Here is a 25,886-nt window from a genome sequence, read left to right as displayed (position 1 = left end):
GGCTGACGTCCGCCCGAGGCCGCGGACGCCCTGGCGTCACAGACGCCCCGCCTCCACGATTCGCTTGAGGAAGCGTCGGGTGCGCTCCTGCCGAGGGTCCCCGAAGACCTGCTCGGCCGTGCCGCGTTCCAGGACCACGCCGCCGTCCAGGAAGCAGACCTGGTCCGCGACCTCGCGGGCGAAGCCCATCTCGTGCGTGGCCAGGACCATGGTCATGCCGTCCTCCTTCACATCGCGGACGACATCGAGGACCTCGCCCACGAGTTCGGGGTCCAGGGCTGCGGTGATCTCGTCCAGGAGAAGCAGCTTGGGGCGCACGGCCAAGGCGCGGACGATCGCGGTCCGTTGCTGCTGGCCACCGCTCAACCGGTCCGGGTACTCGTCCGCCTTGGCACCGAGCCCGAGCCGTTCCAGCAGCTCGCGCGCGTGAGCCTCGGCGTCCGCGCGGCTCACGCCATGCACTCGGCGCGGGGCGAGGGTGATGTTCTCCAGGACGGTCATGTGCGGGAAGAGGTTGTAGGCCTGGAAGACGACGCCGATCCGCCGGCGCACCGCGTCCTGGTCGGTCCGCGGGTCGGTGATCTCCTCGCCGTCCAGCCAGATCGCGCCGTCGTCGATCTCCTCCAGGAGGTTGGCGCAGCGCAGCAGGGTGGACTTGCCGGAGCCGGAGGCGCCGATCAGCGCGGTGACCGTGTGCGGGGCGACCTCCAGGTCGACGTCGCGCAGCACGAGCGAATCGCCGAAGGTCTTGCGGACGGACTCCATCCGCAGCATCGGACCGTCGGGGACGGGGGCCTTGCTCATACGATGCCTCCCTGGCTGCGGCGCCGGTCCATACGGGCGGTGACCCAGTCGGTGAAGCGCGTCATGGGGATGGTCAGGGCCACGAAGAGCAGCGCCGCGACGATGTACGCCGTGTAGTTGAGGCTGCGGCCCACGATGATGTCCGCGGAGCGCATCGCCTCCACCGCGCCGCCGATCGAGACGAGGCTGGTGTCCTTCTGCAGGGACACCATGTCGTTGAGGAGCGGCGGGACCTGACGGCGTACGGCCTGCGGCAGCACCACATGGCGCAGGGTCTGCCGAGTCGTGAGGCCCAGCGAGCGGGCCGCCGCCCGTTGCGAGGGATGTACGGACTCGATGCCGGCGCGGACGACTTCGGCGACGTACGCCGAGTACGTCAGCACCAGGCCCGTGCCGCCGAGCAGGACGGGGTCGTTGGTGACGCCCTGCAACTGGAGGGCCGGTACGCCGAACACGACGATCGACAGACAGATGATCAGCGGCAGACCGCGGAAGAAGTCGGTGTACGCCGTGGCGAGGGCGCGCACCGGCCAGTACATCGGCCCTCGCAGCGTGCGCGCCACGGCTATCAGCGTGCCGAGCACCAGCACCACGGCACCGCACACCACGAACAGACGGAGGTTCAGCCACAGGCCTTCGAGGATCTTCGGGAAGGCCTCACGCGCGAACGAGGGGTCGAAGAACGTCTCCTTCGTGCGTGGCCAGCCCGGCGCGTCGACGACGACGAGGTACAGCACCACGGCCGTGACGAGCGTGGAGAGCGCGGCGACGGCCGCGGAACGGCGGGCCCGTCCGCGTCGGTGGCGCTCGCGCTCGATCCTGCGCTGCGACGGGATGTACGCGTCGCGCCCACCGGGCCTGTCCCCTGCAGGCATCTCTCCTTCGGCGGCGTCCTCTCCCGACTCCTCCTTCATCGCCGTCACTTGAGTACCGGGGCGTCGACGGCCTCGGACAGCCACTGCTTCTCGATCTTCGCGAGCGTGCCGTCCGAGCGCAGGGCGTCCACGGCCTTCGTCACGCAGGAGGTCAAGGCGCTGCCCTTGTCCAGGACGAGCCCGAACTGCTCGGGCGTACCACCCCGGTTCTCGAACTGCCCGACGATCCTCGCGTCGGTCACCTCGGCGGCCGTGATGTAGAAGGCGGTCGGCAGATCGGTGACGATGGCGTCCACCTGACCGTTCTTCAGCGCCGACTTGGCCTGGTCGTTCTTCGCGTACGCGGCCGGTTCCCGGGTCGGCTTCACCACGTCGTCGATGTAGTTCAGGCTGGTGGTGCCGACCTGGGCGCCCAGCTTCAGGCCCTTGAGATCCGCGAGGCTCGTCGCCTTCGCGGCCTTGGAGTTCTTCAGCGCGATGACGGCCTGGCGCACGTCGTAGTAGCCGGACGAGAAGTCCACGGCCTTCTTGCGCTCGGTGCTGATCGACACCTGGTTGATGTCGAAGTCGAAGGTCTTCGCACCGGGGGCGAAGGCCTTGTTGAAGGGCACGCTCTGCCAGACGACATCACCGTCGGCGTAGCCGAGTTGCCGTGCCACGGCGTACGCCACCGCCGACTCGAAGCCCTTCTTGTTGGCGGGCTTGTCGTCCTTGAACCACGGCTCGTACGCGGGTTCGTCGGTGGCGACCGTGAGCTTGCCGGCGGTCCGCGTGCTCAACGAGCCCTTGGCGCAGGTCTCGGCGGCGCTGCCGGAAGCCTTGCCGGACGCCTTCTCCTCCGGCTGCGGGGCACAGCCCACGGCGAGGGCGAGCAGGGCGACGGTTCCGGCGGACGCGGCACGGCGCAGGGCGCGTTGGGGTCGATACATGGCGGGAGAGTGGCAGCGAACCCGGCCGTCTGTCCAGGTCACAGCGGCAATTGTCCGCATGGTGGGAACGTGTGTTGCAGTCCCGTGAACACTTCCGCCACAGCCGCCCCACGCGCGCGATCCGGCCATCTGCCGCGGGGGCGAGAGTTGAGCCGGGGCCGCCGGCCGAGGGCGGGGATCGACGGGCCGGCGGCCCTGCCGCACAGGAGCCGTCATCCTGCGCGGGGCCGCCTCCAGTGGACTGCACCTGTGCCGGATCGGGGGAGCGCGCGCGTGACACCGGCGCGTGCGCTCGGTTCACACGGGGCGCGTGCGTGAGGTGCCGCGCCCCGCGTGCCGGCCCGCGCTCGCGTTCACCACCCTCGTGCGTGCCACTCCGGCAGGTGGGGTCGCTCGGCACCCAGGGTCGTGTCGTTGCCGTGGCCGGGGTAGACCCACGTCTCGTCCGGCAGTACGTCGAAGATCCGGGTCTCGACGTCGTGGATGAGACGGGCGAAGGCCTCCGGGTCCTTGCGTGTGTTGCCCACCCCGCCGGGGAAGAGGCAGTCGCCCGTGAACACGTGAGGATGGCCGTGGGGGTCGTCGTAGACGAGGGTGATCGAGCCCGGCGTGTGCCCGACCAGATGGCGCGCGGTGAGTTCCACGTTCCCCACCCTGACCGTGTCGCCGTCCTCGAGGGGAACGGCGGTCGGCACCGGGATGCCGTCTGTGTCGTCCCGGCCCGCGTAGGTGCGCGCCCCCGTGGCGGCCACGACCTCGGCGAGCGCCTGCCAGTGGTCGCCGTGCTGATGGGTGGTCACGACGGACGCGATGCCGTCGTCACCGATCAGGGTGAGCAGCGTCGAGGCGTCGTTCGCCGCGTCGATCAGGAGCTGCTCGTCGGTGGCCCGGCAGCGCAGCAGATAGGCGTTGTTGTCCATCGGACCGACCGCGACCTTGGAGATCATCAGGTCCTGCAGCTCGTGCACATCGGCAGGGCCGCCGACCTTCACCGCTCCGCTGTACGTCATGACGCCAGCCTATAGCGGAGGAAGGGCCGGAAGCGGACCACCGTGGACCGTCAGACCGGTGCCGTCGCGGCGGCCGCAGAGCCAGCCGAGCAGGTCGGCCGCCGAGCCCCGGACCGTGACCGGTCCGCCCCCGGCGCCCCCGCCCGTGGTCCACACCCGGCCGTCGCCGGCGTCCAGTGCCGTGGAGGGCACGTCCTTGTGGCCGCCGAACCGCTCCGCGAGGAAGTCGATCTCCCGGGTCACGAACTCCTCCGGCAGATCTTCGAGCTCGTATCCGATGCCCAGATCCACATGGTGCAGATCGACCTCGACCCATCGCCGGAACGGCACCCGGGCCGCGGAGTCCGTGACACCGTTGCGCAGCTCCACCGTCCGGGACCAGTCCGCGGGAGCGGCTCCGGTCCCCCCGAAGCGGGCCGCGCTCTCGCGCAGGTCCGCCAGCTGCGCGTCCAGGGGGCGCGGCGCGTCCCGCTCGATGTCGGCGTCCCGGGTGCTCGCCGAGGCGTACATGGGGCGCCCCTCCAGGACGTTCACCAGGGCGTCCGCGTTACGGGCGAGGTGGGCGAGCACATGCCCCCGGCTCCAGCCGGGAAGCCGTGACGGCTCGGCCACGGAAGCGTTGTCCAACTTGGCGGCTGCGGTGAGCAGCCGTTCCGTCGCGTCGCGTACAGATGCCAGGTCGCGCACATGATCAATCATGCGGCCGACCCTAGTCCCGCCACACGTTCGGGTGAAGGTGGTCGACCTTCGCCGCAAATCGAATGTACGTGCTATACGCTCGGTGGTGGCGTCGGGCATGCTGGATGGCCCGGGATTGTTGCAACCAGGGAAACCGACCGGCGCTGTCAGTGGCTCCCCCTAGTCTGGGAAAGACGGGGGCCTGCGGCCCCTGTCACTTCTCTCAAGAAAGGTGCGGACCCGGCGTGGCCGACCGTCTCATCGTCCGTGGAGCGCGCGAGCACAACCTGAAGAATGTCTCGCTCGACCTCCCGCGCGACTCGCTCATCGTCTTCACGGGCTTGTCGGGGTCGGGCAAGTCCTCCCTCGCCTTCGACACGATCTTCGCCGAGGGCCAGCGGCGCTACGTGGAGTCCCTGTCCTCGTACGCCCGGCAGTTCCTCGGCCAGATGGACAAGCCGGACGTGGACTTCATCGAAGGTCTCTCCCCGGCCGTCTCCATCGACCAGAAGTCGACCTCGCGCAACCCGCGCTCGACGGTCGGCACCATCACCGAGGTCTACGACTACCTGCGGCTGCTCTTCGCGCGGATCGGCAAGCCGCACTGTCCCGAGTGCCACCGTCCCATCTCCCGGCAGTCGCCGCAGGCCATCGTCGACAAGGTCCTGGAGCTTCCGGAGGGGAGCCGCTTCCAGGTCCTGTCGCCGCTGGTGCGCGAGCGCAAGGGAGAGTTCGTCGACCTCTTCGCCGACCTCCAGACCAAGGGGTACAGCCGTGCCCGGGTCGACGGAGAGACGATCCAGCTCAGCGAGCCGCCGACGCTGAAGAAGCAGGAGAAGCACACCATCGAGGTGGTCATCGACCGCCTCACGGTGAAGGACTCCGCCAAGCGCCGTCTCACCGACTCCGTGGAGACCGCGCTCGGCCTCGCCGGCGGCATGGTCGTGCTCGACTTCGTCGACCTCCCCGAGGACGACCCCGAGCGCGAGCGCATGTACTCGGAGCACCTGTACTGCCCGTACGACGACCTGTCCTTCGAGGAGCTGGAGCCCCGCTCCTTCTCCTTCAACTCGCCCTTCGGCGCCTGCCCCGAGTGCACCGGTATCGGTACGCGCATGGAGGTCGACCCCGAGCTGATCGTCCCGGACGAGGAGAAGTCCCTCGACGAGGGCGCCATCCACGCCTGGTCGCACGGGCACACCAAGGACTACTTCGGCCGTCTGATCGGCGCCCTCGCGGACGCGCTGGGCTTCCGGACCGACATTCCCTTCGCGGGTCTGCCCCAGCGTGCCAAGAAGGCCCTGCTCTACGGGCACAAGACGCAGATCGAGGTCCGCTACCGCAACCGGTACGGGCGGGAGCGCGTGTACACCACGCCCTTCGAAGGGGCCGTCCCCTTCGTCAAGCGGAGGCACAGCGAGTCCGAGAGCGACGCCAGCCGTGAGCGCTTCGAGGGCTACATGCGCGAGGTGCCCTGCCCCACCTGCCAGGGCACGCGTCTGAAGCCGCTGGTTCTCGCCGTCACCGTCATGGAGAGGTCGATCGCCGAGGTCGCCGCCATGTCCATCAGCGACTGCGCGGACTTCCTCGGGAAGCTGAAGCTCAACGCGCGCGACAAGAAGATCGCCGAGCGCGTCCTGAAGGAGGTCAACGAACGGCTGCGCTTCCTGGTCGACGTCGGCCTCGACTACCTGTCGCTGAACCGCGCGGCCGGCACCCTCTCCGGCGGCGAGGCCCAGCGCATCCGCCTGGCCACCCAGATCGGCTCCGGACTCGTCGGCGTCCTGTACGTCCTCGACGAGCCCTCCATCGGTCTGCACCAGCGGGACAACCACCGGCTGATCGAGACCCTGGTCCGCCTCCGTGACATGGGCAACACGCTCATCGTCGTCGAGCACGACGAGGACACGATCAAGGTGGCCGACTGGGTCGTCGACATCGGTCCCGGCGCGGGCGAGCACGGCGGCAAGGTCGTGCACAGCGGACCGTTGAAGGAGCTGCTCGCCAACCCCGAGTCGGTGACCGGCCAGTACCTGTCGCGGAAGAGGGAGATCCCGACCCCGGACGTCCGCCGCCCCACCGACCCGAGCCGCAGGCTCACGGTCCACGGCGCCCGGGAGAACAACCTCCAGGACATCGACGTGCCCTTCCCGCTGGGCGTCCTCACGGCCGTCACCGGCGTCTCGGGCTCCGGCAAGTCGACGCTGGTCAACGACATCCTGTACACGCACCTGGCCCGCGAGCTGAACGGCGCGAGGAACGTACCGGGGCGGCACACGCGCGTGGACGGCGACGACCTCGTCGACAAGGTCGTGCACGTCGACCAGTCGCCCATCGGCCGTACGCCCCGCTCCAACCCGGCGACGTACACCGGAGTCTTCGACCACGTCCGCAGGCTGTTCGCCGAGACCACCGAGGCGAAGGTGCGGGGCTATCTGCCCGGCCGCTTCTCCTTCAACGTCAAGGGCGGCCGCTGCGAGAACTGCTCCGGCGACGGCACCATCAAGATCGAGATGAACTTCCTGCCGGACGTGTACGTCCCCTGCGAGGTCTGCCACGGGGCGCGCTACAACCGGGAGACCCTGGAGGTCCACTACAAGGGGAAGTCCATCTCCGAGGTCCTGGACATGCCGATCGAGGAGGCGCTCGGCTTCTTCGAGGCGGTGCCGGCGATCGCCCGTCACCTCAGGACGCTCAACGACGTCGGCCTCGGATACGTCCGGCTCGGCCAGTCCGCGCCGACGCTGTCCGGCGGTGAGGCGCAGCGCGTCAAGCTCGCCAGCGAGCTCCAGAAGCGCTCCACCGGCCGCACCGTGTACGTGCTCGACGAGCCGACCACCGGTCTGCACTTCGAGGACATCAGCAAGCTCATCACGGTGCTGTCCGGTCTGGTCGACAAGGGCAACACGGTCATCGTCATCGAGCACAACCTCGATGTCATCAAGACCGCGGACTGGGTCATCGACATGGGCCCCGAGGGTGGCAACGGCGGCGGTCTCGTGATCGCCGAAGGTACGCCCGAAGAGGTCGCAGGCGTCCCGGCCAGCCACACCGGCAAGTTCCTGCGGGAGATCCTCGGCGCCGACCGGATCAGCGACGCCGCTCCCGTGAGGGCCCCTCGCAAGACCGCGGCCAGGAAGACGGTCGCGGCCGGGACGACGGCGAAGAAGACGGCCACGAAGACCGTCAACAGCACGGCCACCAAGAAGGCGGTCACGGCGAAGAAGACCGCCGCGAAGTCGACGGCCGCCAAGAAGGCGACCCCCGCGAAGAAGACCACGCGGGCTCGCAAGGCCTGAACCGACCGGTCCGACGCACCGGTTGACCGAACAGGCGGCTTGTACGGGCCGGACCGGCAGAACGGTCCGGCCCGACAAGCCGCCGACGGCTCAGCACGACACGGCGCCCCGCGGGTAATCCCCGCGGGGCGCCGTCCGTCGCGAGGCCGGCCGCCCCGCGACCAGGGTTCGAGGAAGGGCAGGGGTGACGGCCGGCGTTCCCGCGGGCCTCTACAGGGCGCCGACTTCCGTGGCGTACGGCGGTTCGGCTCCGGCGCGGGAGCAGGTGACGGCAGCCGCGCGGGCCGCGAACCGCAGAAGCCCGGTCCAGCCCTGGGGGCCCAGTTCCGCCAGTGCGGCCGGCGACAGGGCGTCCCTGGCGGCCAGGCCGTGCAGCAGGGCCGCGTTCACGGTGTCGCCCGCGCCGATGGTGTCCACGACGTCGACCGTTTCGCCGGGCACGGAGTGGACCGAGCCGTCCCGGGTGAACGCGGTGAGACCGTCGCCGCCCTGGGTGATCACCACGGCCGAGGGGCCGGAGGCCAGCCACTCGCGCGGGGTGCCGCCGAGCCACCGGGCGTCCTCCTCCGACAGCTTGAGCAGGGACACCGACGGCAGCCAGCTCTTGAACCGGGCGCGGTAGGCGTCCGGGTCGGGGATCAGACCGGCGCGGATGTTCGGGTCGAGCGCGGTGAAGACGCCCTGCGCGGAGGCGGTCCGCATCAGCTCCTCGTACGCGCTCGCGCCCGGTTCCAGCACGAGGGAACAGGTGCCGAAGGACACCGCCCGCGCGGCGTCGGGGAGCCGGTCCGGGGCCGAGAACAGACGGTCCGCCGTGCCCTCGACGTAGAAGGAGTACGCGGCGGAGCCGTCCGCGCCGATCGTGGCGACGGCCAGGGTCGTCGGTTCGCCGCCGCGCTGCACCGACGACACGTCGACGCCCGCGTCGCCCAGCCCGCTCAGAAGTGCCTCGCCGAAAGCGTCGCGCGAGACACGGGAGCAGAAGGCGGTGGGGGAACCGAGGCGGCCGAGGGCCACCGCCGTGTTGTAGGGGCCGCCGCCGAGACGGGGCAGCAGGCCCGCCAGGGCACCCGCGCCCTGCGGCACCAGATCGATCAGGGCCTCACCGGCGACGACGATCACGACTCGGGTCCTTTCCTCGGTGCCTCGGTGCTTTCGGGGCGTACGGGGTTCTCGGGGCAGCCGCACGAGGTGCGGTGGACGAAGGCGGAGGGCAGCCGGAGGGTTCGGCTCTCGCGCCGCGGCGACGCCAGGCGCTCCAGGAGCAGTTGCACGGCCCTGGCGCCGATCTCCTTGCTGGGCTGGGCGATCACGGTGAGCCGGGGGGTGAACAGATCCGCCCAGGAGAAGTCGTCGAAGCAGCACAGCGCCAGGTCGTCGGGCACGGACAGGCCCCGTTCACGCAGGGTGCGCAGCGCGCCGATGGTCATGGCGTTGTTGGCGGTGACGAGCGCGCTGGGCGGTGCCCCGAGGGACAGCAGCCGGTGGGTGGCCTCCTCGGCCGTCTCCGCCCGGGAGTCGCCGTGCGCCACGAGCCGTTCGTCGTAGGGGAGTCCGGCCTGCGCGAGGCCGTGCCGGTAGCCGGTGATCCGCTCGGTCGTGGTGCTGAGGCCGGGCAGACCCGCGACCAGTCCGATCCGCCGGTGCCCTCGTTCGGCGAGATGACCGACCAGGCCCGCCATGGGGCCGGTGTTCTCGGCGCCGACCTGGTCATGGCGAAAGCCGCTCCCGGCGGGAGAGTCCACGAGCCGGTCCAGGAAGACGGTGGGCACGTCGTGCTGCGCCAGGTAGCGCAGGAGCGCGTCCGGGGTCGCCGACGGCGCGATGATCATTCCGTCCACGCGCCGTTCGTGCAGCAGCTGGGCGACCTTGCGCTCGTGCTCCGGGTCGTCGTGCGGATCGGCGATCAGCAGGCCGTAGCCGTGTTCCAGGGCGCCTGCCTCGACGCCCTGGAGGATCTCCGTGAAGTACGGATTGCTGATCGCCGACACCGCGAGCCCGATTGACCGCGTACGGGAGGTGACGAGCGAACGGGCGAGGGTGTTGGGTGTGTAGCCCAGCTCGTCGATCGCGTCGAGAACGGCCTGACGTGTCTGTGGCAGGACCGGCCGTGTGTCGTTGAGGACGTGCGAGACGGTCGCGATGGACACGCCCGCCCGCCGGGCCACATCGACCATCGTCGCCATGGCGCTCCCTCCCTGGACCCGGCGCTCACACCCGGACGGAACCCGGTGGTCCGTCCGCGAAGCTATCCCATCCGACGGCCGACGTAAACGCTTACGCACATCTTCGCGTAAGCGTTTACGTCCGCGGTCGAGCCAGGTCCACCCCGCCTGGAGCGGAATGATCTGTACCGGTATCGTCGATGCGCGACTCTCCTTGTCCCGCCTGCGGAATGTCCGCTGCCGCGCTAGGCGGAGTCACCGTGCAACGCCTCGACCAGTGGAGATGCCATGTCCGGCCGTCCGACCGCGAGCCGCCGTACCGTCCTGCGGGGAGCGGCGCTCACCCCGGTCGCCGGGCTCGGCCTCGCCGCGTGCTCCGGCGGCAGCGGCGGCGGAGGCCCCGTGACGCCGACCGCCCCCGTCGTCCTGGGCGCGGAGAGCGAGGTCGCCCTGGGGGGTGCTCAGCTGTACCAGGACCAGAACGTCGTGGTCAGCCGCGCCGAGAACGGTTCGCTCACGGCCTTCAGTTCGATCTGCACCCATGCGGGGTGCGCCATCAACAAGCTGGAGGGCACGACGCTCGTGTGCCCGTGCCACGGCAGCGAGTTCGACGCCACGACGGGCAAGGTGCTGCGGGCACCGGCCACCGCGCCGCTCGACGAGCTGTCCGTCGGGGCGAAGGACGGGAAGATCGTCGCCGGACCGGGCGCCTGAGTCGAGGCGCGGGCCGGCCCGGCGACCGTACCCGAGGCGGTCAGCCCCAGTCCCACCCGATCCCCACGATCCCCGACCGCACGCGCGGCTCGACCAGGTGCACCGAGCGGTGGTGGCCGCTCAGCGACAGTTCCTGCCGGCCGCTGCGCGGCGCGGCCGCCGAATGCTGGGTGAAGCGGTGGCAGCGCACGGGCAGCGCGTTCTCGGTGAAGTGCACCTGGAGCGCGTACTGTCCGCCCGCGAAGCCGAATCCGCGGACGTACTCGCTGGACGCCCCCGCCGTACCGTCCTCGAAGCCGTAGCGGAAGAGGAACGTATCGCCTGCCCTTAGCCGGGTGTCGAAGAGCAGTTCGGCGACGAGTACACCGGTGTCGCGGTGCCAGCGCACCCGCCCCGTACGGCAGTTCTCCAGGGCCCGGACCGCCGTACGCTCCGGTGCGCATCCGGGGTCGCCGTGGTGGATGGCCATATAGCGGTCCACACCGTCCTTGTGGGCGCGCACTATGTGATGCGACTCGCGGCCCAGCAGTTCGCGATGGGCGCCTATGCGGACCCGCTCGTGATGGCCGATGGTGTGCAGACCGCTGTCGAGCGGTGACTCCAGCTCGGTCAGGAGCCGTTCGAGGACACCGGAGGCCTCCACCAGGGAGCGGTACGAACGCCCCGTCGGACGCTCGGGGTCCGGGCGTTCCTCGGCCTTGGCCAGCAGCCTGATCAGGGACTCGTCGGGCAGCTGGAGAATCTCCTCCAGGGCGCGCACGGCCCGCAGCGACTCGGGCCGCTGGGGGCGCCGGGCGCCCTGCTGCCAGTAACTCAGGCTCGTCACCCCGACCTTGACGCCGTACCGCGACAGATGGTGCTGGACGCGTTGCAGCGGCAGTCCGCGGGCGGCGATCGCGGCGCGCAGCGCGACATGGAAGGGGCCGCCCCGCAGAGCCGTCTCCAGTTCTGCCGTGGCGACGTCCGCGTGCTGTGTGCCGTGCCGCATGCAGGGGGCCTTTCTGTGGATGTTCACTACGGCTGGTCAGGCCGTTCGTGCGGGTCGTCGGGGCCGCCCGGTGAGCGCGCGGGGGCTGTTCACCCGCGGGTTTCACCGTTCACGCCCCGAGTTCCCCCGCATTGAAGCGTGTTGACCAAGTCCCGACAACACCTGATGCTCAACATGCCTCACCGCAGCCCCGGACGTGCTCCGTCCCTCCTCCACCCCACCCGGGAGCAACTCGATGCGCCATGGACGACGACTTGTCGCTCTCGCCGCGGTTCTGGCCGCCCTGGGCGCCGCCCCGGCGGACGCGGCCGCCGGGCGCGCGGACGGCCACCCCAGTGCGCCGGTGCGCGCGGACGGGCTCCAGGGCACCGTGTCCCCGCGGCTCGGCGTGGCGGCCGGACACGGCGCACCGCGGAACGGGCGCGGAGCCCACGGGGACGGCCGGGGCCCGGGCGAGGACAAGGGAGCCGGGCGGAAAGGGACCCGTACCGACGGTGCCGACCGTACCGACCCCTTCGTCGTGGCCGCGTCCGCGCTGGCCGGCGCGGGAGCCCTCGTCGCGCTCGTCCTGAGCGTCTCGCGGGCTCTGCGCCGACGCCGCGGCTGACACCGCGAGGGCTCTGCCTCCGTCCACAGGCGGGCCGGCAGCCGACCGCGCTGTCGGCCTGCGCCAGTAGGGTGTGTGACATGGCCGACCCCTCCAGCTACCGCCCCAAGCCGGGACAGATCCCGGACTCTCCCGGGGTGTACAAATTCCGCGACGAGCACCGCCGGGTGATCTACGTCGGAAAGGCGAAGAGCCTGCGCCAGCGCCTGGCGAGCTACTTCCAGGACCTGGCGAATCTCCACCCGCGCACCCGCACCATGGTCACCACGGCCGCGTCGGTGGAGTGGACGGTCGTGTCCACCGAGGTCGAGGCCCTTCAGCTGGAGTACTCCTGGATCAAGGAGTACGACCCCCGGTTCAACGTCAAGTACCGCGACGACAAGAGCTATCCCTACCTCGCGGTGACGATGAACGAGGAGTTCCCGCGGGTGCAGGTGATGCGCGGCCACAAGAAGAAGGGCGTGCGCTACTTCGGTCCCTACGGGCACGCGTGGGCCATCCGCGACACCGTCGACCTGCTGCTGCGCGTCTTCCCGGTCCGCACCTGCTCCGCGGGCGTCTTCAAGAACGCCTCCCGCACCGGCCGGCCCTGCCTCCTCGGTTACATCGGCAAGTGCTCCGCGCCCTGCGTCGGACGGGTCACGCCCGAGGAGCACCGCGAGCTGGCCGAGGAGTTCTGCGACTTCATGGCGGGCCGTACGGGGACGTACATCCGCCGTCAGGAACAGCAGATGACGGACGCCGCCGAGGAGATGGAGTACGAGCGCGCGGCCCGGCTGCGCGACGACATCGAGGCACTGAAGAAGGCCATGGAGAAGAGTGCGGTCGTGCTCGCCGACGCGACCGACGCCGACCTCATCGCCGTCGCCGAGGACGAGCTGGAAGCCGCGGTGCAGATCTTCCACGTACGCGGCGGACGGGTGCGGGGTCAGCGGGGCTGGGTCACGGACAAGGTCGAGGCGGTCACCACCGGCGACCTCGTCGAACACGCGCTCCAGCAGCTCTACGGCGAGGAGACGGGCGACTCCGTCCCCAAGGAAGTACTCGTCCCGGCGCTGCCCGAGCCGGTGGAGCCCGTTCAGGAGTGGCTGACCACGCGCCGCGGATCGAACGTGTCGCTCCGCATCCCGCAGCGCGGCGACAAGAAGGCGCTCATGGAGACCGTGCAGCGCAACGCGCTCCAGTCGCTCGCACTGCACAAGACCAGGCGCGCCTCCGACCTGACCACCCGCTCGCGTGCCCTGGAGGAGATCGCCGAGGCGCTCGACCTGGACAGCGCGCCGCTGCGGATCGAGTGCTACGACATCTCGCACCTCCAGGGCGACGACGTCGTGGCGTCGATGGTCGTCTTCGAGGACGGGCTCCAGCGCAAGAGCGAGTACCGGCGCTTCCAGATCAAGGGCTTCGCGGGCCAGGACGACGTCCGCTCCATGCACGAGGTGATCACCCGCCGCTTCAAGCGCTACCTCGTCGAGAAGGAGAAGACGGGGGAGTGGACGGACGGCGAGGACGCCTCTCGGGAGACCCTCGCTCCCGGGGCCCCGGGAGCCCCGGTCTCCGGGACCCCTGTCTCCCCGACGCCGGTCTCCGGGACCACGCTCTCCGAGGACCCCCTCTCCGTGAGTGCCTTCCCCGAGGACGACGGCCGCCCCAAGCGCTTCGCCTACCCCCCTCAGCTCGTCGTCGTCGACGGCGGCCGGCCGCAGGTCGCCGCCGCCCAGAAGGCTCTCGACGAACTCGGCATCGACGACATCGCCGTGTGCGGGCTCGCCAAGCGCCTGGAGGAGGTGTGGCTGCCGGGCGAGGACGACCCGGTGGTCCTGCCGCGCACCAGCGAGGGCCTGTACCTGCTCCAGCGGGTCCGGGACGAGGCCCACCGCTTCGCGATCACCTACCAGCGCGCCAAGCGGGCCAAGCGCTTCAGGTCGGGCCCCCTGGACGATGTGCCGGGCCTCGGCGAGTCGCGCAAACAGGCACTGATCAAACACTTCGGTTCGGTGAAGAGGCTGCGGTCCGCGACGATCGACCAGATCTGCGAGGTTCCCGGCATAGGCCGAAAGACGGCGGAGACCATCGCCGTGGCCCTCGCCCAGGCGGCTCCGGCCGCACCCGCCGTGAACACGGCGACTGGAGAGATCATGGAAGACGACGAAGACGTGGCGCCCGAAACGACGGCGGGCCCCGCGGAGGAGCCCGTGACCGCGGGCGCCTCGGACGAGCGACGGGGGCAGGAGACATGACCGAGAACGACGCGCGTGAAGCGGAACACCCAGCGCAGGGCCAGGAAGAACACAACGGAGCAAGCGAAGATCACGCGGAGCAGGAAGCACCACGGGAAGACGGAGCACAAGTGGGAACGGGCGTCGAGACCGCGGGAACCGGAGTCCCGGACGCGGTCATTCCCGAGCTGGTGATCATCTCCGGTATGTCCGGAGCCGGCCGGTCCACGGCCGCCAAGTGTCTGGAGGACCTCGGCTGGTTCGTCGTCGACAACCTGCCACCCGCCCTGATCCCCACCATGGTGGAGCTGGGCGCCCGCTCGCAGGGCAATGTGGCACGGATCGCGGTCGTCGTCGACGTACGCGGCCGCCGGTTCTTCGACAACCTCCGCGAGTCCCTCGCCGATCTGGAGGCCAAGCACGTCACCCGGCGGATCGTCTTCCTGGAGTCCTCCGACGACGCCCTGGTGCGCCGCTTCGAGTCCGTGCGCCGGCCGCACCCCCTCCAGGGCGACGGCCGCATCGTGGACGGCATCGCCGCCGAGCGCGAGCTGCTGCGCGAGCTGCGCGGTGACGCGGACCTGGTCATCGACACCTCCAGCCTGAACGTGCACGAGCTGCGTGCCAAGATGGACGCCCAGTTCGCGGGCGAGGAGGAGCCCGAGCTGCGGGCCACCGTCATGTCCTTCGGCTTCAAGTACGGCCTCCCGGTCGACGCCGACCTGGTCGTGGACATGCGCTTCCTGCCCAACCCGCACTGGGTCCCCGAGCTGCGCCCCTTCACCGGCCTGAACGAGGAGGTCTCGGCCTACGTCTTCAACCAGCCCGGCGCCAAGGAGTTCCTCGACCGCTACGCCGAGCTGCTCCAGCTCATCGCCGCCGGATACCGGCGCGAGGGCAAGCGCTATGTGACCATCGCGGTCGGCTGCACCGGCGGCAAGCACCGCTCGGTGGCGACCGCCGAGAAGCTCGCCGCCCGTCTCGCCTCCCAGGGCGTGGAGACCGTGAAGGTGCATCGGGACATGGGGCGCGAGTGACCGGACGTACCACCCTGCGGCTGAACAGGCTGCGCCGGGAGACCCCCGGGGAACGCGCCGGCCGGCCGGTCGCGGCGCGCGGTGCCAAGCCGCGCCGCCGTGGCGCCCAGCCCAAGGTCGTCGCCCTCGGCGGCGGCATGGGGCTGTCCGCCTCGCTCGCCGCGCTGCGCCGGATCACCGGTGACCTCACCGCCGTCGTCACCGTGGCCGACGACGGCGGCTCCAGCGGGCGCCTGCGCGACGAGCTGGGCGTTCTCCCGCCCGGTGATCTGCGCAAGGCGCTGGCGGCGCTGTGCGGCGACGACGACTGGGGCCAGACCTGGGCCCGTGTCATCCAGCACCGCTTCCAGTCCAAGGGCGACCTGCACGAACACGCGGTCGGCAATCTGCTGATCGTGGCTCTGTGGGAGCAGCTCGGCGACCACGTCCAGGCCCTGGACCTGGTCGGCAAGCTGCTGGGCGCGCACGGCCGGGTGCTGCCCATGTCCGCCGTGCCCCTGGAGCTCCAGGCCCTGGTCAAGGGGCACGACCCGGACCGGCCCGACGAGGTCGACACGATCCGGGGCCAGGCGAACGTGGCGCTCACCACCGGCGAGGTGCAGTCCGTGCACGTCGTACCGCGCGATCCGCCGGCCGTGCCCGAGGCCGTGGCCGCGGTCCTCGACGCGGACTGGGTGGTCCTCGGCCCCGGCTCCTGGTTCTCCTCGGTGATCCCGCATCTCCTGGTGCCCGAACTCCTGGACGCCCTCATCCAGACGAAGGCGCGCCGGGTACTCTCCCTTAACCTCGCCCCGCAGCCCGGAGAAACCGAAGGCTTCTCCCCGCAGCGTCATTTGGAGGTTTTGGGACGACACGCCCCTAAACTCGCCCTGGACGTGGTGCTGGCCGACGTGGCCGCCGTGCCCGACCGCGACTCTCTCGTCGACGCCGCCAAACGGTTCGGCGCCGCGGTCGAGCTGGCGCCGGTGGCCCGGACCGACGGATCTCCGCGGCACGACCCGGAGCTGTTGGCCGCCGCGTACGACCGTATTTTTCGGATGCATGGAAGGATCGGCCCATGGCGATGACGGCAGCGGTGAAGGATGAGATTTCCCGGCTCCCCGTCACCCGGACGTGCTGCAGGAAGGCGGAGGTCTCCGCCATTCTGCGGTTCGCGGGCGGCCTTCACCTGGTGAGCGGCCGCATCGTGATCGAGGCGGAGCTGGACACCGCGATGGCGGCGCGCCGACTCAAGCGGGACATTCTGGAGATCTTCGGCCACAGCTCCGAACTGATCGTGATGGCGCCCGGCGGACTGCGCCGGGGTTCGCGCTACGTCGTGCGGGTCGTCGCGGGCGGTGACCAGCTGGCCCGCCAGACCGGGCTCGTGGACGGCCGGGGCCGCCCGATCCGCGGGCTGCCGCCGCAGGTGGTCTCGGGGGCCACCTGCGACGCCGAGGCGGCCTGGCGCGGGGCGTTCCTGGCCCACGGCTCGCTCACCGAGCCCGGCCGCTCCTCGTCCCTGGAGGTGACCTGCCCGGGACCGGAGGCCGCGCTCGCGCTGGTCGGCGCCGCCCGCCGGCTGTCGATCGCGGCGAAGGCCCGCGAGGTGCGCGGGGTGGACCGCGTGGTCGTGCGCGACGGGGACGCGATCGGCGCCCTGCTGACCCGTCTCGGCGCGCACGAGTCGGTGCTGGCCTGGGAGGAGCGGCGGATGCGCCGCGAGGTCCGCGCCACGGCGAACCGGCTCGCCAACTTCGACGACGCCAACCTGCGCCGCTCGGCGCGCGCCGCCGTCGCCGCCGGGGCCCGTGTCCAGCGCGCCCTGGAGATCCTCGCCGACGAGGTGCCGGAGCATCTGGCCGCCGCCGGACGGCTGCGCATGGAGCACAAGCAGGCCTCCCTGGAGGAGCTCGGCGCCCTCGCCGACCCGCCGCTGACCAAGGACGCCGTCGCGGGCCGTATCCGCCGGCTGCTGGCGATGGCCGACAAGCGGGCGCAGGACCTCGGCATCCCCGGGACGGAGTCGAACCTGTCCGACGAGATGGCGGACAACCTCGCGGGCTGACCCGGACCCCGCGGTACGACGTGCGTGACGTGCGGGGCGACCTGACGGAAGCTCAATATGCCGGTGCCGACGCCCACTTGGGTGGTCGGCACCGGCGTCGGTCCATCGGTGAGGCACCCTTGACTTGACCATGAAGTGTCATGAGCCTGGCATCTGTTCGCTGCTGTGGCGGACCAGTGCAAGGGGGGCTCATGAGACGAAGAGCGAGCGCGATCCTCGCTACCGGCGCGCTCCTGCTGGGCGGTGCGGCCATGGCGCCGATCGCCCAGGCGCAGAACGACAGTTCACCCAAGCCCGACGCGAACGCCGTGAAGGTGTTCCGCGCAGAGGTCACGAAGCAGCAGGTACCCCTGCTGCTCGCGGCCGGCCAGGACGGTCACGAACTCGGCGACGCGACCTGGAAGAACGGCAGGAGCACCGTCGAGGTCTACGTCACGGACAAGCAGGCCCGGAAGCTGGAGAAGCAGGGCGTCGACCTCACCGAGCACACGCTCTCCGCCAGGGCGGAGAACCGGGTCGCGGACGCCGCCCAGGGGGTGTTCCGCCCGTACAGCGGGAAGGGCAACCTCCAGGAGGAGATCATCAGGACGGGTCAGGCCAACCCCGGCCTGACCAAGGTCGTCTCCATCGGCAAGACCGTGAACGGCCAGGACATCCTCGCGCTCAAACTGACCAAGGGCGCGAAGAAGACCAAGGACGGCTCCAAGCCGTCGGTGCTGTACATGTCCAACCAGCACGCGCGCGAGTGGATCACGCCCGAGATGACGCGGCGGCTGATGCACTACTACCTGGACAACTACGCGACCGACAAGCGCGTCAAGAAGATCGTCGACTCCACCGAGCTGTGGTTCGTCCTGTCCGCCAACCCCGACGGCTACGACTACACGTTCCAGGGCGAGGACACCCGTCAGTGGCGCAAGAACCTGCGGGACGTCAACGGCGACGGCGTCATCTCCACCGGTGACGGCGTCGACCTCAACCGGAACTTCGCCTACAAGTGGGGCTACGACGACGAGGGTTCGTCACCGAACCCCACGAGTGAGACCTACCGCGGCACGGGTCCGGCCTCCGAGCCGGAGACCAAGGCCCTGGACGCCTTCGAGAAGCGCGTCGGCTTCACGTACGGCATCAACTACCACTCCGCCGCGGAACTGCTGCTCTACGGAGTGGGCTGGCAGGTGGCGACGCCGACCCCGGACGACGTGCTCTACAAGGCGCTCGCCGGAACCCCCGAGAACTCGGCGGTCCCGGGCTACCACCCCCAGGTCTCCTCGGAGCTCTACACCACCAACGGCGAGGCGGACGGCCACGCGGGCAACGTCAATGGCACGGCGATGTTCACCCCTGAGATGTCGACCTGCCAGACCGTGTCGGATCTCGACCCGAACGACGCCTGGAACGCGGCGGACTGCGCCTCCGTCTTCACCTTCCCGGACGACGAGAAGCTGATCAAGCAGGAGTTCGAGAAGAACGTCCCGTTCGCGCTCTCCGTCGCGGAGACCGCGGCCCACCCCGACCAGCCGTCCTCCTCGGTCGGCATCGACGCCCCCGACTTCACCCCCGCCACCTTCTCCACCTCGTACTCCCGCGGAGCCGACCAGGAGGTCTCCGTCGTCGTCCGCAGGTCCGTACGCGACAAGGAGCTCAAGTACCGCGTCAACGGCGGCCGTACGCGCGACAGGGCGCTCAGGCCCTGGCGGGGCGGCGAGACCTACGGCGGCGCGGACAACCTCTACTTCGACGAGTACCGCGCCAAGGTCAAGGACGGCGACCCCGGCGACAAGGTCGAGGTCTGGTTCACCGGCGAGACCAGGAGCGGAAAGCCCACCAGCGGACCGCACTTCACCTACACCGTGGCCGAACGGCCGCGGGCCGGCGTGCTCGTGGTCGCCGAGGAGGGCGCGGCCGCCACACAGGCGCAGACGTACGTCGACGCGCTGAAGGCCAATGGCAAGAAGGCCCTCGTCTGGGACGTCGCCACCCAGGGCGCCCCGGACGCGCTCGCCGTCCTCGGCCACTTCGGGACCGTCGTCCACTACACGGGCGCCCTGCGGCCGGGCAACGCCACCCAGCTCCAGCTGCGGGCCTTCCTCAACGAGGGCGGCAAGCTGGTCGAGGCGGGCGAGCTGGCCGGCGGCAGCGTCGACCTCGGGGGCGGCACCCTCTCGAACGACTTCAGTCAGTACTACCTGGGCGCCTACTCCCGTACGTCCACGCCCGGCGCCAGCGGCTTCACCGGCTCGGGGAAGCTCGGCGGCGCCACGGGAGCGCTCGGCGCCGCGCCCGGCAACCCGCTGAACGCGGCAGGCACCTACGGCGTCACCTCGGACTCGCTGGCCACCGCGCAGTACCCGCAGTTCGCCTCCAGTGCGGGAGGGGGCCAGTTCACCGGGACCGTCAACCCGTACGGGCCGTACGCGGGCTCGTACATGGCCGCCGCGGTGCACACCGACGACGCCTACAAGCGACTCACCCGCACCGTCGACCTCACCGGGGTCGGCGCGGCCGACAAGCCGACGCTCCGGTCCCAGATCCTGTGGGACACCGAGCCCGGCTACGACCACGCGGTCGTCGAGGTCCACACGACCGGCGCCGACGACTGGACCACGCTTCCCGAGGCGGGCGGTGCCACCTCGGCCACCGTTCCCACCGAGTGCGAGGCCGGGTTCCTCGCCCGGGAGCACCCGTGGATCAAGCACTACCTGACCGTGGGCGCGGCCGGTTGCACCGGCACCGGCACCAGCGGCTCGTGGAACAGCCTCACCGGGGCCTCCAGCGGGTGGCAGCAGGTCGAGTTCGACCTGAGCGCGTACGCCGGCAAGTCGATCGAGCTCTCGTTCAGCTACATCAGTGACCCGAGCGCGGGCGGCCACGGCCTCCTCGTCGACAACGCCTCCCTCGTCGTCGGCGGCACCGCAACCGAGACGGAGGGCTTCGAGTCGTCGCTCGGGGCCTGGAGCGTCGCCGCTCCTCCCGCGGGCAGCCCGGCCGTTCTGCGGAACTGGGCACGCACGGGAGAGCTCTTCAAGACGTACGGAGCGGTCACCACCGACGACTCCGTACTGCTGGGCTTCGGCCTGGAACACGTCACCGCGGCAGCCGACCGCGCGGCCCTCATCGGGAAGGCGCTCTCGGCGCTGGACAGCTGACTGGCAGTGACAATCGCATGAACAGCACGGGTGATCCGTACCCCTACTGGCGGGTACGGATCGCCCTGCCGTGTATGGCCCTACTCGATGTCACTCCGGGGCCTCCAGGGAGGTAGGGTCGGAGGCGGTCGGGGACATCCCATACAACTCGCCGACATCTGAGTCGGCGTACCTAACGAGGAGATCGGTTCGTGACGATCCGCGTAGGCATCAACGGCTTTGGCCGCATCGGTCGTAACTACTTCCGCGCGCTGCTGGAGCAGGGTGCTGACATCGAGATCGTGGCTGTCAACGACCTGGGTGACACCGCGACCACCGCCCACCTGCTGAAGTACGACACCATCCTGGGCCGCCTCAAGGCCGAGGTGACGCACACCGCCGACACGATCACCGTCGACGGTCACACCATCAAGGTCCTGTCCGAGCGCAACCCCGCGGACATCCCGTGGGGCGAGCTGGGCGTCGACATCGTCATCGAGTCGACCGGCATCTTCACGAAGAAGGCCGACGCCGAGAAGCACATCGCCGGCGGCGCCAAGAAGGTCCTCATCTCGGCTCCGGCCAAGGACGAGGACATCACGATCGTGATGGGCGTCAACCAGGACAAGTACGACCCGGCGAACCACAACATCATCTCCAACGCCTCCTGCACCACCAACTGTGTGGCGCCGATGGCCAAGGTTCTCGACGAGAACTTCGGCATCGTCAAGGGCCTGATGACGACGGTTCACGCGTACACGAACGACCAGCGCATCCTGGACTTCCCGCACTCGGACCTGCGCCGCGCCCGTGCCGCCGCCGAGAACATCATCCCGACCACGACCGGTGCCGCGAAGGCCACCGCCCTGGTCCTCCCGCAGCTCAAGGGCAAGCTGGACGGCATCGCTATGCGCGTCCCGGTCCCGACCGGTTCGGCCACCGACCTGGTCGTGACGCTGCAGCGCGAGGTCACCAAGGACGAGGTCAACGCCGCGTTCAAGAAGGCCTCCGAGGACGGCGACCTCAAGGGCTTCCTGACGTACACCGAGGACCCGATCGTCTCCTCGGACATCGTCGGCGACCCGGCCTCCTGCACCTTCGACTCCTCCCTGACCATGGTCCAGGAGGGCAACACGGTGAAGATCCTCGGCTGGTACGACAACGAGTGGGGCTACTCCAACCGCCTCGTCGACCTCACGGTCTTCGTCGGCGGCCAGCTCTAATTCCCAGAGCAGGCACCTCGATGTGAGCCAGGGCTCGGGCAGCGCGACGCCGCGCTGTCCGGGCCCTGTGCTACGTAGTGATCGATCAGCCCTCTCGGATCTGAAGAGCCTTCCCTAGGAGTCCCTTTATGAAGACGATCGACGAGCTTCTCGCCGAAGGCGTGGACGGCAAGCGGGTCTTCGTCCGCGCCGACCTCAACGTCCCGCTGGCCGACGGCCTCATCACCGACGACGGCCGCATCCGCGCCGTCCTGCCCACCGTCAAGGCCCTGGCCGAGGCGGGCGCCAAGGTGATCGTCGCCTCGCACCTGGGCCGCCCCAAGGGCGCCCCGGACCCGGCCTTCTCCCTGCTCCAGCCCGCCGAGCGTCTCGGTGAACTGCTCGGCGCGCCGGTCGCGTTCGCGCAGGACACGGTCGGCCCCGCCGCCCACGACGCGGTGAACGGCCTGGAGCCCGGTCAGGTCGCGGTCATCGAGAACCTCCGCTTCAACGCCGGCGAGACGTCCAAGGACGACGCCGAGCGCGGCGAGTTCGCCGACCGCCTCGCGGCCCTGGCCGATGTCTACGTGGGCGACGGCTTCGGAGCCGTGCACCGCAAGCACGCCTCGGTGTACGACCTCCCGGCCCGTCTGCCGCACTACGCCGGCTACCTCATCGCCACCGAGGTCGGCGTCCTGAAGAAGCTCACCGAGGACGTCCGGCGGCCCTACGCCGTCGCGCTCGGCGGCTCCAAGGTCTCCGACAAGCTCGCCGTCATCGACCAGCTGCTCGGCAAGGCCGACAAGCTGCTCATCGGCGGCGGCATGGTGTTCACCTTCCTCAAGGCCAAGGGCTACGAGGTCGGCGCCTCCCTGCTGCAGGAGGACCAGCTCCCGGCGGTCAAGGAGTACATCGAGCGCGCGGAGAAGGACGGCGTCGAGCTGCTCCTCCCCGTCGATCTGGTGGTCGCCGCCGAGTTCCCGGACCTGAAGACCAAGGCCCCGGGAAACTCCACGACTGTCGCCGCGGACGCGATCCCGGCCGACCGGATGGGTCTGGACATCGGTCCCGAGACCCGCAAGCTGTATGCCTCGAAGCTCGCCGACGCCGCCACCGTTTTCTGGAACGGTCCGATGGGCGTCTTCGAACACCCCGACTATGCCGAGGGCACCAAGGCGGTCGCCCAGGCCCTTCTCGACTCCGAGGCCTTCACGGTCGTCGGTGGTGGCGACTCCGCCGCCGCCGTGCGCATCCTGGGCTTCGACGAGACGGCATTCGGCCACATCTCGACCGGTGGTGGCGCCTCCCTCGAATACCTCGAGGGCAAGACGCTCCCCGGCCTCGCCGCACTGGAGGACTGACCTAGATGAGCACGCGCACGCCGCTGATGGCGGGCAACTGGAAGATGAACCTCAACCACCTCGAGGCCATCGCGCACGTCCAGAAACTCGCCTTCGCCCTGGCGGACAAGGATTACGAGGCCTGCGAGGTCGCCGTCCTGCCGCCCTTCACCGACCTGCGCTCCGTGCAGACCCTGGTCGACGGCGACAAGCTCAAGATCAAGTACGGTGCCCAGGACCTCTCGGCGCAGGACTCCGGTGCCTACACCGGCGAGATCTCCGGCTCGATGCTGGCCAAGCTGAAGTGCACGTTCGTGGCCGTCGGCCACTCCGAGCGCCGCCAGTACCACAACGAGACCGACGAGATCGTGAATGCCAAGGTCAAGGCCGCCTACAAGCACGGTCTGACCCCGATCCTGTGCGTCGGCGAGGAACTGGACGTCCGCGAGGTGGGCAACCACGTCGCGCACACGCTCACGCAGGTCGAGGGTGGTCTCAAGGACATCCCGGCCGAGCAGGCCGAGACCGTCGTGATCGCGTACGAGCCCGTCTGGGCCATCGGCACCGGCAAGGTCTGCGGCTCCGACGACGCGCAGGAGGTCTGCGCCGCGATCCGCGCCAAGCTGGCCGAGCTGTACTCCCAGGAGCTGGCCGACCAGGTCCGCATCCAGTACGGCGGCTCGGTGAAGTCCGGAAACGTCGCCGAGATCATGGCGAAGCCCGACATCGACGGCGCTCTGGTCGGTGGCGCGTCGCTCGACGCCGACGAGTTCGTCAAGATCGTCCGGTTCCGCGACCAGTAAGTATGCGGTAGCGGCGATTCGTCGTACCCTTGCGGGGGTCTGGTGCCGTTGCGCCGGGCCCCCGTCGTCCATCAAGTTCCGAGGAAGTTGGTCCAGCCGTGGTTTTGGGGTTCTCGATCGCCCTGATCGTCTTCAGCCTGCTGCTGATGCTGCTGGTGCTGATGCACAAGGGAAAGGGCGGCGGCCTGTCCGACATGTTCGGTGGCGGCATGCAGTCCTCCGTCGGCGGCTCCTCGGTCGCCGAGCGCAACCTCGACCGCATCACCCTGATGATCGGTCTGCTCTGGTTCGCGTGCATCGTCGTGCTCGGCGTTTTGATGAAGATCAACAACTGATCACCGCCCTGCATCGGTACGGCAGCACAACTGCACATTACGCAAGCACATTCCGCACGTAAGGCCCCATGTCCGGTACGCGCCCTCAGGCGCGGCCTATCATGGGGCTTGCGTCTAGGGGTGGGGATGTAACTCCAATCACTGGACGCGCGTTGGGCCTTACGTAGACTGAGGCGGCTCGCAGCGAAGCGTCACGCCGACTCGCTTCGCGGCACCATCACGCAGGGAGTTACGACCGTGGCAAGTGGCAACGCGATCCGAGGAAGCCGGGTCGGGGCGGGGCCGATGGGTGAGGCCGAGCGCGGCGAGTCCGCGCCGCGGCTGCGCATCTCCTTCTGGTGCTCCAACGGGCACGAGACGCAGCCCAGCTTCGCCAGCGACGCGCAGGTCCCCGACACCTGGGACTGCCCGCGCTGCGGCTTCCCCGCCGGACAGGACCGGGACAACCCGCCGGACCCGCCGCGCACCGAGCCCTACAAGACGCACCTCGCGTACGTGCGGGAGCGGCGCAGCGACGCGGACGGTGAGGCGATCCTCGCCGAGGCGCTCGCCAAACTGCGGGGCGAAATCTAGAAGTTGAGAACCGGCCGGGCATCCACAGGTGCCTGGCCGGAGCAGTTTCACGGCGCTTGAGCGGCCGCTTCGCGAACGGGGCAACGCCGCGTCGCCGGAGCCGCCGCGCCCGGATGCCAGCGCCGCGCCCGGGCTTTGCGCCGCGCCGTTCGCGGCCGACCCGGGCTCCTGTCTGCCGGCCGCCGCGCTGGTGGTCCTTCCTGCGCGCCGGGGCCGGAGCGTGTGCCGCGTCCGGGCGGGAGCACCCCTCCGCACGGAAGTGGGGGAGGGCTGCGCGCCCTGTGGAGCGACCGGGAGCCGCGGGCGAGGTGCACGGCCACGCTGCTGTGCGGCATCGGCATGGGCGCGCCCATCGCCACCCTGGTCCCGCAGGTGACGCGCCACGTCCTCGTTGATCGTCGGGGGAACCGTCCGCCACCTCGGTGCGCCGGCCGCGGCCGTGCTGCTGCTCGGCCCGATGAACAGGGTGAGGAACCTCGACCGGGTCACGCTGATGCAGCAGCGCAGCCCGGAATCCATGGTGGGGCGCGTCAGCCCGGCGTTCCGTACGGCCTCGACCGGGGGCGCCCCGCTCGGTGCCCTGCTGGGCGGCACGGTCCGGCGGCCTGCGGGCTGCACGGACCGGCACCGTTCGCGGCCCTGCCCTTCGCCCTCGCCGTCTTCGTGCTGATACCTGCGGTCCAGCGGGACGTATCTGTTGTTGAGCCGGGGGACGGCGCTACGACAGCTCACGTCCAGCCCTGATCAATTAGGTTGGGACCGGCAGCGGGGCAAGGTACGCAGCAGCACAGGCAGGAAAGAAGGCGGAAGTCCGAGATGAACGCAGAAAGCCGTACCCGGCTCAACCACACGCCCGAGTGGACCGCTCTGGCCGAGCACCGCGAGGAGCTCGCGGACACCCATCTGCGCGACCTGTTCGCGGCCGATCCCGGGCGCGGCTCCGGGTACACGCTCCAGGTCGGCGATCTGCACGTCGACTACTCCAAGCACCTGGTCACCGACGAGACGCTGCGGCTGCTGCGCGAGCTGGCCGCGGCGACCGATGTGTTCGGGTTGCGGGACGCGATGTTCCGGGGCGAGAAGATCAACGTGACCGAGGACCGTGCGGTGCTGCACACGGCGCTGCGGGCGCC

At 70.1% G+C, this 25,886-nt stretch carries 21 protein-coding genes and 1 pseudogene; 14 read left to right on the top strand and 8 right to left on the bottom strand.

Annotated elements, in window-relative coordinates:
• Nucleotides 1-36 precede the first annotated feature (36 nt).
• From ACWD68_RS29575 to ACWD68_RS29555, 5 genes are all read right to left on the bottom strand, one after another.
• A complete protein-coding gene (locus tag ACWD68_RS29575) occupies nucleotides 37-804 on the bottom strand; it encodes an amino acid ABC transporter ATP-binding protein (protein ID WP_451809515.1) in 768 nt (255 codons plus the stop codon).
• Nucleotides 801-1,727, bottom strand: coding sequence for an amino acid ABC transporter permease (locus ACWD68_RS29570; RefSeq protein WP_451809514.1), 927 nt, complete (start codon nucleotides 1,725-1,727; stop codon nucleotides 801-803). The genes ACWD68_RS29575 and ACWD68_RS29570 overlap by 4 nt, the downstream gene beginning before the upstream one ends.
• A complete protein-coding gene (locus ACWD68_RS29565) occupies nucleotides 1,724-2,608 on the bottom strand; it encodes an ABC transporter substrate-binding protein (protein ID WP_451809513.1) in 885 nt (294 codons plus the stop codon). Before ACWD68_RS29565 ends, ACWD68_RS29570 begins: the two co-directional genes overlap by 4 nt.
• 353 nt (nucleotides 2,609-2,961) lie before the next feature.
• Nucleotides 2,962-3,618, bottom strand: coding sequence for an MBL fold metallo-hydrolase (locus ACWD68_RS29560; protein WP_451809512.1), 657 nt, complete (start codon nucleotides 3,616-3,618; stop codon nucleotides 2,962-2,964).
• 9 nt (nucleotides 3,619-3,627) lie between these two features.
• Nucleotides 3,628-4,317, bottom strand: coding sequence for a maleylpyruvate isomerase family mycothiol-dependent enzyme (locus tag ACWD68_RS29555; protein ID WP_451809511.1), 690 nt, complete (start codon nucleotides 4,315-4,317; stop codon nucleotides 3,628-3,630).
• 224 nt (nucleotides 4,318-4,541) lie between these two features.
• Between ACWD68_RS29555 and uvrA the strand changes: the two genes are divergently transcribed.
• The gene (gene uvrA, locus ACWD68_RS29550) at nucleotides 4,542-7,595 is read left to right on the top strand and encodes an excinuclease ABC subunit UvrA (RefSeq protein WP_451809510.1); all 3,054 of its coding nucleotides are present in this window, start codon (nucleotides 4,542-4,544) and stop codon (nucleotides 7,593-7,595) included.
• 210 nt (nucleotides 7,596-7,805) lie between these two features.
• Here the strand turns inward: uvrA and ACWD68_RS29545 are convergent, their stop codons facing one another.
• Nucleotides 7,806-8,717: a carbohydrate kinase family protein gene (locus ACWD68_RS29545; protein WP_451809509.1), complete on the bottom strand. Its 912-nt coding sequence runs from the start codon at nucleotides 8,715-8,717 to the stop codon at nucleotides 7,806-7,808.
• A complete protein-coding gene (locus ACWD68_RS29540) occupies nucleotides 8,714-9,781 on the bottom strand; it encodes a LacI family DNA-binding transcriptional regulator (protein ID WP_451809508.1) in 1,068 nt (355 codons plus the stop codon). Before ACWD68_RS29540 ends, ACWD68_RS29545 begins: the two co-directional genes overlap by 4 nt.
• Nucleotides 9,782-10,048: 267 nt before the next feature.
• Here ACWD68_RS29540 and ACWD68_RS29535 point away from each other — a divergent pair, with 267 nt between their 5' ends.
• Nucleotides 10,049-10,474: a Rieske (2Fe-2S) protein gene (locus ACWD68_RS29535; RefSeq protein WP_451809507.1), complete on the top strand. Its 426-nt coding sequence runs from the start codon at nucleotides 10,049-10,051 to the stop codon at nucleotides 10,472-10,474.
• 40 nt (nucleotides 10,475-10,514) lie between these two features.
• Here ACWD68_RS29535 and ACWD68_RS29530 read toward each other — a convergent pair whose 3' ends face one another.
• Complete coding sequence (locus ACWD68_RS29530) at nucleotides 10,515-11,462, bottom strand: hypothetical protein (protein WP_451809506.1); 948 nt, start codon at nucleotides 11,460-11,462, stop codon at nucleotides 10,515-10,517.
• Nucleotides 11,463-11,697: 235 nt separating this feature from the next.
• On the opposite strand from ACWD68_RS29530, the gene ACWD68_RS29525 reads away from it, so the two are divergent.
• From ACWD68_RS29525 to ACWD68_RS29470, 12 genes and pseudogenes are all read left to right on the top strand, one after another.
• Nucleotides 11,698-12,069 (top strand): hypothetical protein, encoded by a 372-nt coding sequence (locus tag ACWD68_RS29525; RefSeq protein WP_451809505.1) that lies wholly within the window; start codon nucleotides 11,698-11,700, stop codon nucleotides 12,067-12,069.
• An 80-nt stretch (nucleotides 12,070-12,149) separates the two neighbouring features.
• A complete protein-coding gene (gene uvrC, locus ACWD68_RS29520) occupies nucleotides 12,150-14,309 on the top strand; it encodes an excinuclease ABC subunit UvrC (RefSeq protein WP_451809504.1) in 2,160 nt (719 codons plus the stop codon).
• Nucleotides 14,306-15,325, top strand: coding sequence for an RNase adapter RapZ (gene rapZ, locus ACWD68_RS29515; RefSeq protein ID WP_451809503.1), 1,020 nt, complete (start codon nucleotides 14,306-14,308; stop codon nucleotides 15,323-15,325). The genes uvrC and rapZ overlap by 4 nt, the downstream gene beginning before the upstream one ends.
• Entirely contained in the window at nucleotides 15,322-16,392 is a 1,071-nt protein-coding gene (locus ACWD68_RS29510) for a gluconeogenesis factor YvcK family protein (protein WP_451809502.1), read from the top strand. The genes rapZ and ACWD68_RS29510 overlap by 4 nt, the downstream gene beginning before the upstream one ends.
• The gene (whiA, locus tag ACWD68_RS29505) at nucleotides 16,383-17,372 is read left to right on the top strand and encodes a DNA-binding protein WhiA (RefSeq protein ID WP_451809501.1); all 990 of its coding nucleotides are present in this window, start codon (nucleotides 16,383-16,385) and stop codon (nucleotides 17,370-17,372) included. The genes ACWD68_RS29510 and whiA overlap by 10 nt, the downstream gene beginning before the upstream one ends.
• A 191-nt stretch (nucleotides 17,373-17,563) precedes the next feature.
• Nucleotides 17,564-20,521, top strand: coding sequence for a M14 family zinc carboxypeptidase (locus ACWD68_RS29500; protein ID WP_451809500.1), 2,958 nt, complete (start codon nucleotides 17,564-17,566; stop codon nucleotides 20,519-20,521).
• Between the two features lie 191 nt (nucleotides 20,522-20,712).
• Entirely contained in the window at nucleotides 20,713-21,723 is a 1,011-nt protein-coding gene (gap, locus tag ACWD68_RS29495) for a type I glyceraldehyde-3-phosphate dehydrogenase (RefSeq protein WP_451809499.1), read from the top strand.
• Nucleotides 21,724-21,851: 128 nt separating this feature from the next.
• Nucleotides 21,852-23,063 carry a phosphoglycerate kinase gene (locus tag ACWD68_RS29490; protein WP_451809498.1) on the top strand — a complete coding sequence of 404 codons (1,212 nt, stop codon included), beginning with the start codon at nucleotides 21,852-21,854 and terminating at the stop codon, nucleotides 23,061-23,063.
• A gap of 5 nt (nucleotides 23,064-23,068) precedes the next feature.
• Nucleotides 23,069-23,845 carry a triose-phosphate isomerase gene (tpiA, locus tag ACWD68_RS29485; RefSeq protein ID WP_451809497.1) on the top strand — a complete coding sequence of 259 codons (777 nt, stop codon included), beginning with the start codon at nucleotides 23,069-23,071 and terminating at the stop codon, nucleotides 23,843-23,845.
• Between the two features lie 98 nt (nucleotides 23,846-23,943).
• The gene (gene secG, locus ACWD68_RS29480) at nucleotides 23,944-24,180 is read left to right on the top strand and encodes a preprotein translocase subunit SecG (RefSeq protein ID WP_261703385.1); all 237 of its coding nucleotides are present in this window, start codon (nucleotides 23,944-23,946) and stop codon (nucleotides 24,178-24,180) included.
• Nucleotides 24,181-24,417: 237 nt separating this feature from the next.
• Nucleotides 24,418-24,753: an RNA polymerase-binding protein RbpA gene (locus ACWD68_RS29475; RefSeq protein WP_003957010.1), complete on the top strand. Its 336-nt coding sequence runs from the start codon at nucleotides 24,418-24,420 to the stop codon at nucleotides 24,751-24,753.
• Between the two features lie 816 nt (nucleotides 24,754-25,569).
• A pseudogene (locus ACWD68_RS29470) lies at nucleotides 25,570-25,886 on the top strand (glucose-6-phosphate isomerase); the annotation flags it as partial.

It is taken from the genome of Streptomyces sp. NPDC005141 (genome assembly GCF_053599975.1).
This window is presented reverse-complemented; position numbering and strand designations above follow the sequence as displayed.